Raw genomic sequence first — 15304 nt, forward strand, 5'->3', positions numbered from 1 at the left:
AGTAGCAGAATCAAATCTGGCGGAAGCGGCTGCGCACGCTGAAGGTTTCAGACGTCACATAGCGTTCCAGGTCGCGCACGCTGCGCTCATCCCGTTGCAGGGTGCTCTCCAGCTGATCCAGCAGTTCACTGGCGCTGGGCTGGCGCTCAGTCTGGGAGGCAGAGGCGGGTTTCACATCCAGTACAAAACCCAGCACAAAGTAGGCGATCACCGTAAAGAGAAACAGGCCAAAGAACAGTGATAACACCACGATGACACGCAGCAGACGAACCGGAATATCGAGATACTCTGCCAGGCCTGCGCAGACACCCATAAATTTCCCTTCATCTGGCTTGCGCCACAACTTGCGTCCTTTAATCATGGCTGCCTCCAGTTTGGATGTTCAGCGTCCAGAATCGCTTCCAGCGCGTCAATACGTTCGCGCATCCGCTGCGCGTCCTGTGTCACGCGCTGCAGGCGCTGGATTTCGCTTTGCGACAGTTCCGAACCGCCGTTGCGTTTGTTGTTGTAATGCAGCCATAACCAGATCGGTGCGACAAACAACACGAAGATCGTTAACGGTATGGCGAAAAAAAGTGCGCTCATTGACTCTCCTTAATCACTTATCGCAACGTCGATGATTACTCACTGCGGTTCATTTTGGCTTTCAGCGCATTAAGCTGCTCGCTGATTTCATCGTCCGCTTTCAGGTCAGTAAACTCCTGGTTCAGCGTCTTTGGTTTACCAAAACCGTGGCTTTCTGCTTCCGCTTCCATATGGTCGATGCGACGTTCAAAAGATTCAAACCGGGCCATTGCTTCATCGATCTTACCGCTGTCCAGCTGACGACGAACATCGCGTGATGAAGAGGCCGCCTGATGACGCAGCGTCAACGCCTGCTGGCGGGCACGTGTCTCACTCAGTTTTTTCTCCAGCTCGCTGATTTCGCCTTTCATGCGCTCCAGCGTCTCTTCAACATGACCCACTTCCTGTTTCAGGGAGGCGATAAGATCGGTCAGTTTCTGTTTTTCAATCAGCGCCGAACGGGCCAGATCATCTTTATCTTTGCGCAGCGCCAGCTCCGCTTTTTCCTGCCACTCAGCCTGCTGAATCTCCGCCTGATCAATACGGCGTGACAACTGTTTCTTTTCAGCCAGTGCGCGTGCAGAGGTGGAGCGTACTTCAACTAAGGTGTCTTCCATTTCCTGAATCATCAGCCGGACCAGTTTCTGCGGATCTTCCGCACGCTCCAGCAAAGAATTAATGTTGGCATTAACGATGTCGGCGAAACGAGAAAAAATACCCATAATGATGTTCCTCTTTTAATGTTTTAAAACGTGAAGTCCTGCTGAGTTAATACAAAATGCGTGCCAATTTTATAATTTATTGATTATTATCATATTTTAAATTTTACAGCCTTTCCCGCTTGTTTTAAGATAGTCAAAATGATTAATGGGTGGCGAAATTCATCATGACAGGCACTAGCGATAATCTCCTGGGGGAGTCGAACAATTTTCTTGAGGTGCTGGAGCAGGTTTCCAAACTGGCTCCCCTTGAGAAACCGGTACTGGTGATTGGCGAGCGTGGAACGGGCAAAGAGTTGATCGCCAGCCGACTGCACTATCTCTCTGACCGCTGGCAGGGGCCGTTTATCTCGCTGAACTGTGCCGCGCTGAATGAAAATCTGCTCGATTCTGAACTGTTTGGTCATGAGGCTGGCGCCTTTACCGGGGCGCAGAAGCGCCATCTTGGCCGTTTTGAACGTGCTGACGGCGGCACGCTGTTTCTCGATGAGCTGGCAACGGCACCGATGCTGGTTCAGGAAAAGCTGCTCAGGGTAATTGAATATGGACAGCTGGAGCGGGTCGGCGGCAATCACTCCCTGCAGGTAAATGTGCGACTGGTCTGTGCGACCAACGAAGACCTGCCCGCGCTGGCGGCGGCGGGAAAATTCCGCGCCGATTTGCTGGATCGTCTGGCCTTTGATGTGGTGCAGTTACCGCCACTGCGCGAACGACGCAGCGATATACTGGTGATGGCCGACCATTTCGCTATCCAGATGTGTCGCGAGCTCGGCCTGTTACTTTTTCCCGGCTTTACCGCACGGGCACAGCAGGCTCTGCTTGATTACCACTGGCCCGGCAACGTTCGCGAACTTAAAAACGTGGTGGAGCGCTCGGTCTATCGTCATAACAGCAGCGAGCAGCCGCTGGATAATGTGATTATCAACCCGTTTGCTTCACGCCCTGAACCGATTGCTGTCATCCGGACCAGTCAGGAGGCGGATAGCAGCGCGCTGCCTGCCCTGCCGCTGGATCTGCGTCAATGGCAGAATCAGCAGGAGCGGGATCTGGTGGAAGCCAGCCTGCAACAGGCACGTTATAACCAACGCCGTGCGGCTGGCTTATTAGGCGTCACCTATCATCAGTTGCGCGCAATGATGAAGAAGCACGATATAAAAGCAGAGAGTTAATTAACGCCGCCCCAACCTATGATTTTTCTCTGCTTTGTGAATTAACAACCCGGTATAAACCGGGCTTTTTTTCACGTTGAGCCACCTATCCATTATGTGTTGTGCGACTTAGTCCCCATTTTTTCAGGTTGCCTGATGGCAGGAACCAGACCGACGCCAGCGGTAGCCATCACCACGGCCAGCGCTGACATCAGCAATACAGCACTCATACCAAAGTGTGTTGCCAGCGGCCCCGCGACCAGTTGTCCAAAGGGAATGGCGATAAAGGAACCCATCGCATCATAAGCGTACACGCGAGCCAGCTTATCCGGTGGGATATGAGTCTGTAATGAGTGCGCCCAGGTTACGCCGAACAGGCCCAATGACATGCCAGCAATGAAGAATCCCACTATCAGCAGTGCTGCTGACGCATTCTGGCTCAGCATAAATATTGGAAGTGCGCAAAGACCCGCCAGCATCGCGCCAATCAGAAGGTCACGACGTGGATGCCATTTCATGGCCAGAAATGAACCTGCAATTAAACCTACGCTATGAGCAGCCACAATAATTCCCCATCGCGCCCGCCCGAAAGAGGCGTCGGCAATCATCGGGCCAAATACCTCTACAATTCCATTGAACGCGACGTTGATAATGGCGAACTGAAGGACTATCGACCAAATCCAGCTTCGTCCGGCGAACTCTGCCCAGCCTTCTTTGATATCGCGCAGGATATTGCCTTGCGAATCCGCGGCTTTATTCGATTTCACACGGATCAGGAAATAGAGCGGCGCGGAAACAGCAAAACCCAGCGCATCAATTGCCAGCCCCCAGCCCGGCCCGACAGCGCTGGTGATAATTCCCCCCAGCGATGCCCCCATTACTGTACCGCCATAAATACCCAGCTGAATTAACGCGTTAGCCTGACGCAAATCCGTTGCAGGAACTACCTGCGGAACCAGCGCAGACGATGCAGGCAGTGCGATGCCTGCCGCCGCACCATTCAGGGCACCCAGCAAAGTCAGGCTAATGACAGTTGCTGAGCCATCGAGTACAGACCAGGCGACGATAGCCTGAGAAACAGCGGCAACTACTGCCGATGAAACTAATACCCGACTGCGTGAGTAGCGATCGGCGACAACACCGCCCACCAGCAGGAAAAGCACGTTACACAGTGAACGGGACGCAACCACTATCCCTAAATCAGAAGCAGACCCGCCAATATCCAGTACCGCGAAAGCCAGCGCAATGGGTGCAATCCCATTGCCCAGCACGGTGAACAGGCGTCCAAAAAAGAGATAGCGAAAGGATGTATGCTGAAAAGCCTGAACGTTTTTTTGGAATTTATTCATTGCCAGGAAGTGGGTGACCAGAAGATGAGCTTATAGTACCTGCGTTTTTGTAATAGTTAAGTGCGGTTTAATTCAGGACCCGCTTAGTTAAACGGGAGGCCAGCAGAGATAACATCAGCATTACCTCACTTTTCTCTCCCTTTTTTCATCGCTACACCGCATTCAAAGCGCCGGCTCTTTCAGCAGCTTTCCCTTCCCCGTCCAGGCAGGCATGCCACTCTGCAAAAGCCAAAAAAAAGCCCGCCAACAGGCGGGCAACGATACTGGAAGCAATGTGAGCAATGTCGTGCTCTTCTTCGGCAGAGCTACCGTCGAAGCGCAGATGAATAATAATCATTCTTATTATCATCTGTAAACAAGTTATTGAGAATTTTTCTCATTACCACACCTTCTGTACGCTCTTTTTACCGCCGCGATGATGAAAATCAGTCTGGCAGCGGTTGCAGGTTTTGGGACAATGCCCGCTTTGCGATACACTCTGTTTAATGCCTCAAAATCGTTGAGTTCTATGTCAAAACTAATATGTTCGCTGTTGCTAAGCCTCAGCGTGTTGAGTGCCCCTGCGTGGTCAGCGCCTGCGGGTGATATCCGCCAGACCGGCTTCGTCTATTGCGTCAGCGGCACGCTGAACACCTTTAATCCGCAGATGGCCAGCAGCGGGCTGACTGTCGATACGCTGGCGGCACAACTCTATGACCGCCTGCTGGATGTCGATCCTTACACCTATCGTCTCAAGCCCGATCTGGCGTCCAGCTGGGAAGTGCGCGATAACGGCGCAACGTATCGCTTTCATCTGCGCAGCGGCGTGCAGTTTCAGCAGACGAATCAGTTCCGCCCCACCCGGGCGCTGAACGCCGACGATGTCGTGTTCAGCTTCGCCCGGATGTTTGACCGCAATCACCCCTGGCACAACGTCAACGGCGGCAACTATCCCTACTTTGACAGTCTGCAATTCTCCGACTCCGTGCAGAGCGTGAAGAAAATCGATAACAGGACGGTTGAGTTCAGGTTAAACAGCCCGGATGCGTCGTTCCTGTGGCACATGGCGACCCACTATGCGCCAGTGCTGTCGAAAGAGTATGCCGACCAGCTCACCGCGCAGGGCCGGCAGGAAGAGATGGACAGACAACCGGTTGGCACCGGTCCTTATCAGCTCAGTGAATACCGTACCGGTCAGTACATCCGCCTGGCGCGCAATCCTCACTACTGGAAAGGGGTGCCGCGTCTGCAACAGGCGGTGATCGATCTCGGCTCGGGCGGCACCGGGCGGCTTTCCAAGCTTCTGACCGGTGAATGTGACGTGCTTGCCTATCCCGCGGCCAGCCAGCTCACCATCCTGCGCGATGACCCGCGCCTGCGGATGACGCTGCGTCCCGGCATGAACATCGCCTATCTGGCCTTTAATACCCGCAAGCCGCCGCTCGACCGCCCTGAGGTGCGTCACGCGCTGGCGCTGGCGATCAACAATGAGCGGTTGATGGAGTCAATCTATTACGGCACCGCCGAAACCGCCGCCTCGATATTACCTCGCGCCTCATGGGCATATGATAATGATGCGCGCATCACCAGCTATGATCCGGAGAAGTCCCGTGCCGCACTGGCGGCTCTGGGCATCAGCGATCTGCATCTGCGGCTGGTGGTGCCTGCCGCGTCGCAGTCGTGGAATCCCAGCCCGCTGAAAACCGCCGAACTGTTGCAGGCGGATCTGGCGCAGGTTGGCGTCCGGCTGACCATTGTGCCGGTAGAGGGCCGTTTTCAGGAGGCGCAGCTGATGGCGATGAATCATGATCTGACACTGTCAGGCTGGGCCACCGACAGTAACGATCCAGACAGTTTCTTCCGGCCGCTGCTCAGTTGTGCGGCGATTCGGTCGCAGACCAATTACGCGCACTGGTGCTCGCCGGCCTTTGACGAAACGCTGCAGAATGCGCTGTTATCACAACAACTCTCTGGCCGCATCGACAGTTATGACAAAGCGCAGCAGATTCTGGCGCAAGAGTTGCCGGTGCTGCCGCTGGCATCCTCTCTGCGACTGCAGGCGTTTCGTCATGATATTAAAGGGCTGGTCCTGAGTCCGTTTGGCAACGCCTCGTTTGCCGGGGTTTATCGTGAAAGCGATAAGGAAAAGTAAGTGATTATCTATATTTTGCGGCGCCTGCTGCTACTGATCATTACCCTGTTTCTGCTGTCGCTGGTGAGCTTCAGCCTGAGCTACTTTACGCCTGACGCCCCGCTGGAAGGCGCGGCGCTCTCGGACGCCTGGTGGTTCTGGTTTAAAGGGATGCTGCAGTTTGATTTCGGCGTCTCCAGCACCAACGGTCAGGAGATTGGCCTGCAACTGCGTGAGGTTTTCCCGGCCACCATGGAGTTGTGCATCCTGGCGTTTCTGTTCGCGCTGCTGGTCGGGATCCCGCTGGGGATCTGTGCCGGCGTGATGCGCAATAAATGGCAGGACAAAACCATCAGTGCGCTGGCGCTGATTGGCTTCTCTGCGCCAATTTTCTGGCTGGCGCTACTGCTGACGCTGTTCTTCTCGCTGACGCTGGGCTGGCTGCCGGTGTCCGGTCGTCACGACCTGCTCTATCCGGTGCAGAGTGTCACTGGCTTTGCGCTGATTGATGCCTGGATGAGTCCTTCGCCCTGGCGACATGAGATGATAATCAGCGTCCTGAACCACCTGATTTTACCGGTGCTGGTGCTGGCGATGGCGCCGACGACGGAAGTGATCCGCCTGCTGCGCAACAGCACCAGCGACGTGATGGACAAAAATTATGTCAAAGCGGCGGCCACGCGGGGTCTTTCGCCGTTTACCGTGATCCGCCGCCACGTGCTGCATAATGCGCTGCCGCCGGTGATCCCGCGTCTGGGTCTGCAATTTTCCACCATGCTGACGCTGGCGATGATCACCGAGATGGTCTTTAACTGGCCGGGTCTGGGGCGCTGGCTGATCAACGCGATTCGCCAGCAGGATTACGCGGCGATCTCCGCTGGCGTGATGGTGATTGGCGGGCTGGTGATTCTGGTCAATGTAATTTCTGACGTGATTGGTGCGGCCATGAACCCGCTGAAACATAAGGAATGGTATGCCCTGCGCTAACGCTCAGGGCGCTAAGGCAAAACATACAATAAACATATGAATTTTGTCGTTCAGAAGTCGTGCTGCAAGCAGGCATTGATGTACACGAATATTGTTCCTGCAGAAACCGATTTAAGTTCGAAGCGTAAAAATTAATGAGGAGATGAACATTTATGGATGAAGTTGATCTGGCACAGGAGCGTGAAGAAGCGCATCTCGCTGCCTCTCTGGCAGCTCGTAAGGCCAAACTTAAAAGCCCAAACGGCTTATGCATCTGGTGCAAAGATGAGCCCGTAGTGGCTGAAACTGCTTTCTGTTCAAGCGAGTGTGATGAGGATTATCATAAGCATCGCCGGGAGCAGAGCCAGCGGATTGTTTGAAAGAGAATGAAGTCACCCGGTCAGGCTATTACGCGGGTGACTCAGATAAACTTGATATAAATGTCAGGCAGCCCTCACAAATATAAAGCAATAAAACGACATCGCTTGATAGATTCTTGATATTTCCTTGCCTTTACGTTGATAAAAAAAATACATAATGCCCTGATTAAAATGTCACAGCAGAGACCATCTGTCCGGAGTTAGTGACAGGAAAAGATAGCATAGGGTGGCTGACATTCAGGAGCCATCTTTTTAACTCGATTTATCAGAACAACTATCAGGTTTAACATTTTATATGAGCCACTTCAAAAGAATGCTTTACGGCTGGGAAAAATCCGACGCTGGCATTTATGAGCACTGTTTTAACCGTTTTGGCGGGAGTGTTAATATGCATCCTGACGTGATCAGGTTTTTCTCATCTCGCACAGGTCATGAGGCAACGTATTTTCATAAAGTAAAGCAAGGTGGCTATATTGCCGCATATGCCCTGCTGGATCACTCACGGATAGGTGTCGATCAATGGAAAAAATTCCCGCTATCTTATGATGAGATCATGGTGCCGGCGGCTAAAAATGCCTCGATGCTTTTCCCTGAAAGAACCAATAAAATGTCACATTTCAACAAGCACAATTTCATAAATTTTAACTTTTCTTTTGCCCGAAAAAATAAAGTGTGCTTTGTAAAAGAGAGCTATTCAGTTAAAACAGAAAAGAATCGCCGCAACGAATACAACCGGTTCATACGTGCGGGTGGCCGCTGCTGTGACATGAATCAATTCAGCCCTGAAGAGCTGGCAGACTATTATATCTTCCTTTTTAAATCCCGTTTCTCTGACAGCATAACCTGTTATTCCAGAGAGAACCTGATCACGCTTATTATTGCCATGAAAAGGATGCTCTTCGGCTATATTCTTTTTGTTGGGAACGAGCCATGCGCGATGGATCTGCTCTTCATGGCTGAGAGTGAACACATTATCTATTTTGATGTGCCAAACGGCGGCGTTAACATGAAATATTCGGACCTTAGCCCGGGTAGTTTGCTTATGTGGAAAAACATTGGTGCGGCACGGGACTACTGTAAGCAGACGGGCAAGGAGATGAGGCTTTCAATCGGTTCACTTGATAAAGAATGGACGTATAAGCTTCGCTGGGCGGATGCGCATTCCACGGGGAAAACAATTTTTTAATCTTTCAGGAGAGGCTGGCTTATTTTCTGCATCGGAGCGGCTGGAAATAAGCACAAAACCGCCGAATCCTGAAATGCCAGGCATCAATGAAGGGTGTTAAAAAAAACGTTTAATCTCAGGGCCGGTTTTAATTTTTATGCATCACTGTCCTTCCCCGCCGTCCTGTACATAATAATTTTCTGCGGATGCAATCAGGTAAACCTATGGCATTACGTAAGCTCTCAATCGCTGCCTGAAAATGGTGTCATCGCTGGGGAAGCAGAGAGAGTCCTTATCTGATTTTTTTGCAGCATCAGTGATTCGCCAGATGCCGGGAGGCATACCAAAATGTCGTGAGAAGGCGCGAGTGAACGTTTGCTGTGAGTCGTAGTTGAACTGATCAGCCACCTCTGCAATAGTGGCTTCAGTAAACCTTAAACTCAGCGAGGCCGCCTGCATTCTGGTGTTATTAATATATTTCCCGAGGCTGACTCCGCAATGCTTTGTGAACATTCTTTTAAGGTACCATTTTGAATATCCACTTTTTTTAGCCACTTTATCCAGGCTTATTTTTTCATCCGTATGATCATCAATCCATTTTATTAATGCATTAAAGAAGTTTTTATCTGTCATGCCATCCCCCTTTTGCGTTTTTTGCGGTCTCTTTTAATTCAAATCCATTGTCACACAAAATTTAATTCTATATTGATCGTTTGCAATTCCCTTGTCTAAGCTCCTTTCATTTTATTCTCGCCACTGATTTATCTCCTTTAGTAAAGAGTTCCCTCTCAGGACCCGACTATCCCCTAAAGTCATCAATGAACAATCAGGAAATGATGAAGAATCTGTCAACGTTGCACAAAAAGTGATCTCTGTTGAGGCGAACGTCTTAGGTGTTGGATTATCCGTCTTCCGTGGAAGATTTACGGTGTATTACTCATGCAGCATCATGAAGGATTTCCTGTGCGGGTTCCGGCAGGGTTTCAGTAGTGAGCCATTCGCGCATAGCATCTGCACCTGAAATCGCCAGGCGGGCATGCTTCCACAGCGGTCTGAACACCGGGACACCTGAAGCCAGCCGGTAATCGCGCGTAATATCGGAATCAGGTAATTCACTGAGATGCATGATATTTTCAGGATAGGCTAAAATTCTTTATGTAAGCGTCAGCAACAAACCTCGCGGTAACGACGCGGTTTATCAGAAAGAGGACGAAAAATGAAATTCGCTGTAATTTTTGAAGATACTGGCGTTGAAGAGGAACATGAGTTTGACACCAAACCTGTTGCCGGAGATTTAGTGACGTTAACGCGCGATGGGATAGGTAAAGATTATATCGTGATCATTGAGCCGGATCCTGACCACACCCATGACGATGGGCCTGATGGACACCCGACAAAGGCCAGGGTCCGGCCAGCGTAGCATCCGCTAAGATCTAATCCGCCGCCCAACAGGGCGGTTTTTATTGCCTGTTATCCGAAGGTGAATATAACTTTTTTCAGGCTGTTCAGGATGATATGCCGACGCGGATCATAACCCTTTGCAATCCAGAGCCGAAATTGCTGACGCCGTTTCCTTGCCTGTAACAGGGATATCGACGGATAATCCCCTGTAGACAGCTGACGGGTTAACCCTGCCAGCGATAACGGTAGAAAAATGTCACGCCGCCTCGAATGGAGAGCCTGACATTCAGTCCGGACGAGTTGAAGATAACCTCTGCTTTGTCGCGGCGCTTACCCAGCGCTTTCCTGAGCTTAGTGTCTGTCTGCAATGTGTACATCTTCTTTGCTTCTTTGCGTCTACGCAGAGGCGTACACAAAACACATAAATTAACGCTACTCAGAGTCAGCCATGATAAAGAAACATAAAGCATGTCCTCAGGATAACCCTCTGATATGAGTAATTTTTATAAAGAAATGTTGTCCGAACTCAAGCACAATAAAGTGAAAGCGTATGCCCTCCGATAATATCTACGCCGAAAAACGCCTGCCCAGCGCGTTTCGTCAGAGCTGGCACCATTTCTATGGCAACCCGATTTCGATGGTCGGGCTGTATGGCTTTGGCGCACTGCTGCTGCTCTGTCTGTTTGGCGGGCTGATAGCGCCATACAATATCGATCAGCAGTTCCTGGGTTATCAATTGCTGCCGCCGTCCTGGTCACACTACGGCGATGTCTCCTTCTTTCTCGGCACTGACGATCTGGGTCGGGATGTGCTGAGCCGCCTGCTGAGCGGTGCGGGCCCGACGGTGGGTTCGGCGATTCTGGTGACGCTGTTCGCCACGCTCGGCGCGCTGGTGCTGGGCGTACTGGCGGGCATGACGCATGGCATACGCTCGGCGGTGATGAACCACGTACTGGATACCCTGCTCTCTATTCCGTCGCTGTTACTGGCGATTATCGTGGTGGCGTTTCTCGGACCGCGACTCGAGCATGCACTGCTGGCAGTCTGGCTGGCGCTGATTCCACGTCTGGTGCGCGAGATTTATAGTGCCGTGCATGATGAGCTGGAAAAAGAGTATGTGGTGGCGGCACGTCTGGACGGTGCCAGAGGCCGCAACATCCTGCGCTACGCCATTTTGCCTAACATTTTACCGTTGCTGATCACCGAAATTACCCGCGCGCTGTCGATGGCGATTCTGGATATAGCCGCACTCGGGTTTCTCGACCTGGGCGCGCAGCTGCCTTCGCCCGAATGGGGAGCGATGCTGGGTGATTCGCTGGAGCTGATCTACGTCGCCCCCTGGACCGTTATGCTGCCGGGTGTGGCACTGATGGTCAGCGTATTAATTGTTAACCTGCTCGGTGACGGCATCCGTCGCGCCGTCGAAGCGGGAGTGGAATAAATGCCGTTACTCGATATCCGTAATCTGACCATTGAATTTATGACCGCTGACGGACCGGTCAAAGCGGTCGATCGCGTCAATCTGACGCTGGGCGAAGGTGAAATCCGTGGCCTGGTCGGTGAGTCCGGCTCCGGTAAGAGTCTGGTTGCCAAGGCGATCTGCGGCGTAACTAACGATAACTGGCGTGTCACCGCCGATCGCATGGTATTTGATGATGTCGACCTGCTGCGCCTGTCGTCGCGCGAGCGCCGCCGCATTATCGGACATAACGTCTCGATGATTTTTCAGGAGCCGCAATCCTGTCTGGATCCCTCTGAAAGCATCGGTCGTCAGCTGATGCAGGTGATCCCGCGCTGGACGTATAAAGGTCCGTGGCTGAAACGCTTCTGGTTCTGGCGCAAAACCCGCGCCATCGAACTGCTGCATCGCGTCGGCATTAAAGATCACAAAGATATAATGCGCAGCTTCCCCTATGAGCTGACCGAAGGCGAATGCCAGAAAGTCATGATCGCGATTGCGCTGGCTAATCAGCCGCGTCTGCTGATTGCCGATGAGCCGACGAATGCCATGGAACCCACTACGCAGGCGCAGATTTTCCGCCTGCTGAGCCGTCTGAACCAGAACAACAACACCACCATTCTGCTGATCAGTCATGACCTGCGCACCATGAGCCAGTGGGCAGACCGTATCAACGTGATGTACTGTGGTCAGACGGTAGAAACCGCCCAGAGCGAAGATTTAATGAGTACGCCGCACCATCCTTATACTCAGGCGCTGATTCGGGCGATGCCCGATTTTGGACGATCCCTGCCGCACAAAAGCCGTCTCAATACTTTGTCAGGAGCGATCCCGTCGCTGGAGAGCCTGCCGATTGGCTGTCGTCTGGGGCCACGTTGCCCTTATGCGCAGCGCAAATGTATTGAAACGCCACGGCTCACCGGCAGCAAAACGCATCTCTACGCCTGTCATTTCCCGCTGAATATGGAGGGCCAGTAGCATGGAGACCCTGCTGGAAGTGCGCAACCTGAGTAAAACCTTTCGCTATCGCACGGGCCTGTTCCGCCGTCAGCACGTTGAGGCGGTGAAGTCGGTCAGTTTTACCCTACGCGAGAGGCAGACGCTGGCGATTATCGGCGAAAACGGCTCCGGCAAGTCCACGCTGGCGAAGATGCTCAGCGGCATGGTCGCCCCTACCGAAGGTGAGATTCTGATAGACGATCATCCGCTGACCTTTGGCGATTATGGCTATCGCAGTCAGCGCATCCGCATGATTTTCCAGGACCCCTCAACCTCGCTGAATCCGCGTCAGCGTATCAGCCAGATTCTGGAGTTCCCGCTGCGGCTCAATACCGATCTCAGCGCGGAGGATCGAGAGAAACGCATTATCGCCACCCTGCGTCAGGTGGGATTACTGCGCGATCACGCCGGCTATTATCCGCATATGCTGGCACCCGGTCAGAAGCAGCGTCTGGGGCTGGCCCGCGCGTTGATTTTGCAACCCAAAGTGATTGTGGCCGATGAAGCGCTGGCCTCGCTGGATATGACCATGCGTTCCCAGCTGGTGAATCTGATGCTGGAACTGCAGGAGAAGCATGGGATCGCTTACATTTATGTTACCCAGCATCTGGGGATGATGAAGCACATCAGCGATAAGGTGCTGGTGATGCATCAAGGCGAAGTGGTCGAGCGCGGCGGCACCGCTGATGTACTGGCCTCCCCGCTGCACGATCTGACCCGACGACTGATCAGCAGCCACTTTGGCGAAGCATTGAGTGCCGAAGCCTGGCGGCGAGAGCGTTGATTTTTGCTGCATATCGCGGAAATTGCGGGCCGATTTACCTGATTTATGAGAGACGTGCTAGAATCCGCACGTCGATTAACGTCGGTCGCTCACTTTTTAACCATGCGGCCGCCAACTACAATGACCATAAGGATTACAGCTATGGGTTTTCTTTCCGGTAAGCGCATTCTGATTACTGGCGTTGCCAGTAAACTTTCCATCGCCTACGGTATTGCACAGGCGATGCACAAACAGGGCGCAGAACTGGCTTTCACCTACCAGAACGACAAATTAAAAGGTCGTGTGGAAGAGTTTGCCAAAGATTTGGGTTCAGACATCGTGCTGCCATGTGACGTAGCCGAAGATGAAAGCATCAAATCTCTGTTCACTGAACTGGCAAAAACCTGGCCGAAATTTGACGGTTTCGTTCACTCTATCGGTTTCGCCCCTGGCGAGCAGCTGGTTGGCGACTACGTGAACGCCGTTACCCGCGAAGGCTTTAAAATCGCGCATGACATCAGTGCTTACAGCTTCGTCGCGATGGCCAAAGAGTGCCGCGAGATGCTGAATCCACACTCTGCGCTGCTGACTCTCTCTTACCTGGGTGCTGAGCGCGCGATCCCGAACTACAACGTGATGGGTCTGGCGAAAGCGTCGCTGGAAGCCAACGTGCGCTACATGGCAAACGCCATGGGCCCGGAAGGCGTGCGTGTTAACGCCGTTTCTGCCGGTCCAATCCGCACCCTGGCAGCATCAGGCATCAAAGATTTCCGTAAGATGCTGGCACACTGCGAAGCGGTCACCCCGATTCGCCGTACCGTTACCATCGAAGATGTCGGCAACTCAGCAGCATTCCTCTGCTCTGACCTGGCTGGCGGCATCACCGGTGAAGTAGTACACGTTGATGGCGGCTTCAGCATCGCCGCAATGAACGAACTGGAACTGAAATAAGTTCTGCAAGGGCGAGCCTCGCTCGCCCTTCTCTTTGCTCCCGCCTCGCCCTTCCTGCCTGATTTCGCTGCCGTTATACCGTAACGCTATTAATTATCACCGATCAATCTTTTGCCCCGGACTGGCCATCAGCGACGATAAGCCTGCCCTTCGGTTTATGCACATTTTCAGATTCTGCCGCCTGCATACCGAACCCGAATTTGCAAAAGGATTGATCATGGAACAACGCCGCTATCCGGGCCATAACCACTGGTTTTACGAGAGCCAGACCAGTCCACGTACCTCACAGGCCGCACCTCTGGTGCCCGAGGCCGCCCATATTGATGACCGTTTTTTGCTGGGATGTTACGCCGATGACAACGTGGTGCAGTCACTGCTGCGCACCAATCAGCCCGCCCTGCTGGCGGCGCGCGATCTGGCACAGCTGCTGTTCCCCGACCGTGTCGTCACCACGCTCACGCACACCTTAACGCTTTACGATCGCCTCAGCACGGCGCTGACGGTGGCGCAGGTGGCGGGTGTACAGCGGCTGTGTAATCACTACTCTGCCCGCCTCAATCCGTTGCCCGGGCCCGACTCCTCACGCGAGAGTAATAATCGCCTGACCCAGATTACGCAGTATGCACGCCAGCTGGCGATGCAGCCTGAGCTGATCAGCGCCAGCGCCATCACCGCCCTGGATGCGGTCGGCCTGACAGAGCCTGATATTGTGACGCTGAATCAGGTGATCGGCTTTGTCAGTTATCAGGCGCGGGTGGTCGCCGGTTTACAGGCGCTGCAGGCCCAGCCGGTACGCTGGCTGCCCGGCAGCACTGCACCACCGGATGCTGAGGCCGCAGGTTTTGATCAGCCTGCCCGCTGGCAGCCCGTGCTGAAACCGCTGGAGTTGCGGTATGCCAGTGCTGAGCAGCTCGCTGCCATTACCCGCTGTCAATCGCTGCCGGGAATGCAGGACGCGGTATGGCTGCTGGCACACGATCCCTCAGTGCTCTATGGCTGGGCACAACTGCGTCAGCATCTCACTCAGGACAATACTCTGGCAGAAGCGACGGCCGCCCGTATTCTGGGCAGTCGCTGGGCATTCCGGCTGCTGCCCGGAAATGAGATCTTAATTGAGGGCGTGGATGACGCGGCGGCAAAAGAGGAAGAGCAGCAGATTATTGCGCTGGCGGCGCAGCTGACCCGTTCGCCAGAGCGTTTCAGCGCGGCCCATCTGCAGCCGCTAATGGAGGCGGGCTGGGAGGCTGATGCGCTGTTCGCGCTGATACAGAGTGTCGCCATAGGCAACTGGAACAGCCGCCTGTTTTACGCCCTGGGCGAATCGCAGTAA

18 protein-coding genes and 1 pseudogene are annotated in these 15304 nt (G+C 53.3%); 11 read left to right on the forward strand and 8 right to left on the reverse strand.

Features of this window, described 5'->3' with window-relative positions; translation table 11 throughout:
* Window positions 1-10: 10 nt before the first annotated feature.
* The 3 genes from pspC to pspA are packed head-to-tail and all read right to left on the reverse strand — an operon-like array spanning window position 11 to window position 1286.
* Complete coding sequence (gene pspC, locus HFD87_RS05740; protein WP_010244595.1) at window positions 11-361, reverse strand: envelope stress response membrane protein PspC; 351 nt, start codon at window positions 359-361, stop codon at window positions 11-13.
* Window positions 358-585 (reverse strand): envelope stress response membrane protein PspB, encoded by a 228-nt coding sequence (pspB, locus tag HFD87_RS05745; protein WP_010244592.1) that lies wholly within the window; start codon window positions 583-585, stop codon window positions 358-360. The genes pspC and pspB overlap by 4 nt, the downstream gene beginning before the upstream one ends.
* Before the next feature lie 35 nt (window positions 586-620).
* Window positions 621-1286, reverse strand: a complete 666-nt coding sequence (gene pspA, locus HFD87_RS05750; protein ID WP_010244588.1) for a phage shock protein PspA — start codon at window positions 1284-1286, stop codon at window positions 621-623.
* A 164-nt stretch (window positions 1287-1450) separates the two neighbouring features.
* Between pspA and pspF the strand changes: the two genes are divergently transcribed.
* Window positions 1451-2452, forward strand: a complete 1002-nt coding sequence (pspF, locus tag HFD87_RS05755) for a phage shock protein operon transcriptional activator (RefSeq protein WP_010244584.1) — start codon at window positions 1451-1453, stop codon at window positions 2450-2452.
* Between the two features lie 92 nt (window positions 2453-2544).
* Here pspF and HFD87_RS05760 read toward each other — a convergent pair whose 3' ends face one another.
* Together HFD87_RS05760 and HFD87_RS05765 are read right to left on the reverse strand one after the other, a co-directional pair.
* Entirely contained in the window at window positions 2545-3780 is a 1236-nt protein-coding gene (locus HFD87_RS05760; RefSeq protein WP_045140314.1) for an MFS transporter, read from the reverse strand.
* Window positions 3781-3931: 151 nt separating this feature from the next.
* On the reverse strand, window positions 3932-4117 hold the full coding sequence (locus HFD87_RS05765; RefSeq protein WP_033779101.1) for a hypothetical protein: 186 nt from the start codon (window positions 4115-4117) through the stop codon (window positions 3932-3934).
* A gap of 171 nt (window positions 4118-4288) precedes the next feature.
* Between HFD87_RS05765 and sapA the strand changes: the two genes are divergently transcribed.
* The 4 genes from sapA to HFD87_RS05785 all read left to right on the forward strand — a co-directional run bounded on the left by sapA (window position 4289) and on the right by HFD87_RS05785 (window position 8422).
* Complete coding sequence (sapA, locus tag HFD87_RS05770) at window positions 4289-5911, forward strand: ABC transporter substrate-binding protein SapA (protein ID WP_031292936.1); 1623 nt, start codon at window positions 4289-4291, stop codon at window positions 5909-5911.
* Entirely contained in the window at window positions 5912-6877 is a 966-nt protein-coding gene (sapB, locus tag HFD87_RS05775; RefSeq protein ID WP_010244573.1) for a putrescine export ABC transporter permease SapB, read from the forward strand.
* Between the two features lie 152 nt (window positions 6878-7029).
* A complete protein-coding gene (locus HFD87_RS05780; protein WP_010244571.1) occupies window positions 7030-7236 on the forward strand; it encodes a hypothetical protein in 207 nt (68 codons plus the stop codon).
* A 295-nt stretch (window positions 7237-7531) separates the two neighbouring features.
* The gene (locus HFD87_RS05785; RefSeq protein WP_167423069.1) at window positions 7532-8422 is read left to right on the forward strand and encodes a hypothetical protein; all 891 of its coding nucleotides are present in this window, start codon (window positions 7532-7534) and stop codon (window positions 8420-8422) included.
* A gap of 201 nt (window positions 8423-8623) precedes the next feature.
* Here HFD87_RS05785 and HFD87_RS05790 read toward each other — a convergent pair whose 3' ends face one another.
* Both HFD87_RS05790 and HFD87_RS05795 read right to left on the reverse strand, forming a co-directional pair.
* Entirely contained in the window at window positions 8624-9034 is a 411-nt protein-coding gene (locus tag HFD87_RS05790) for a helix-turn-helix domain-containing protein (protein ID WP_061901409.1), read from the reverse strand.
* A 304-nt stretch (window positions 9035-9338) separates the two neighbouring features.
* The gene (locus HFD87_RS05795) at window positions 9339-9527 is read right to left on the reverse strand and encodes a hypothetical protein (RefSeq protein ID WP_167423070.1); all 189 of its coding nucleotides are present in this window, start codon (window positions 9525-9527) and stop codon (window positions 9339-9341) included.
* Between the two features lie 90 nt (window positions 9528-9617).
* On the opposite strand from HFD87_RS05795, the gene HFD87_RS05800 reads away from it, so the two are divergent.
* Complete coding sequence (locus HFD87_RS05800; RefSeq protein ID WP_010244562.1) at window positions 9618-9821, forward strand: hypothetical protein; 204 nt, start codon at window positions 9618-9620, stop codon at window positions 9819-9821.
* Between the two features lie 68 nt (window positions 9822-9889).
* Here the strand turns inward: HFD87_RS05800 and HFD87_RS05805 are convergent.
* Window positions 9890-10179, reverse strand: a pseudogene (locus HFD87_RS05805) (Arm DNA-binding domain-containing protein); the annotation flags it as partial.
* A gap of 173 nt (window positions 10180-10352) precedes the next feature.
* On the opposite strand from HFD87_RS05805, the gene sapC reads away from it, so the two are divergent.
* From sapC to HFD87_RS05830, 5 genes are all read left to right on the forward strand, one after another.
* Entirely contained in the window at window positions 10353-11243 is an 891-nt protein-coding gene (gene sapC, locus HFD87_RS05810) for a putrescine export ABC transporter permease SapC (protein WP_010244556.1), read from the forward strand.
* The gene (sapD, locus tag HFD87_RS05815) at window positions 11244-12239 is read left to right on the forward strand and encodes a putrescine export ABC transporter ATP-binding protein SapD (RefSeq protein WP_010244553.1); all 996 of its coding nucleotides are present in this window, start codon (window positions 11244-11246) and stop codon (window positions 12237-12239) included.
* A gap of 1 nt (window position 12240) precedes the next feature.
* Window positions 12241-13044 (forward strand): putrescine export ABC transporter ATP-binding protein SapF, encoded by an 804-nt coding sequence (sapF, locus tag HFD87_RS05820; RefSeq protein ID WP_010244550.1) that lies wholly within the window; start codon window positions 12241-12243, stop codon window positions 13042-13044.
* Between the two features lie 141 nt (window positions 13045-13185).
* The gene (gene fabI, locus HFD87_RS05825) at window positions 13186-13974 is read left to right on the forward strand and encodes an enoyl-ACP reductase FabI (protein ID WP_010244547.1); all 789 of its coding nucleotides are present in this window, start codon (window positions 13186-13188) and stop codon (window positions 13972-13974) included.
* 217 nt (window positions 13975-14191) lie between these two features.
* The gene (locus HFD87_RS05830; RefSeq protein ID WP_061703913.1) at window positions 14192-15304 is read left to right on the forward strand and encodes a hypothetical protein; all 1113 of its coding nucleotides are present in this window, start codon (window positions 14192-14194) and stop codon (window positions 15302-15304) included.

Origin of the sequence: Pantoea sp. EKM21T (assembly GCF_011800405.1) — a bacterium.
Taxonomy (GTDB): domain Bacteria; phylum Pseudomonadota; class Gammaproteobacteria; order Enterobacterales; family Enterobacteriaceae; genus Pantoea; species Pantoea agglomerans.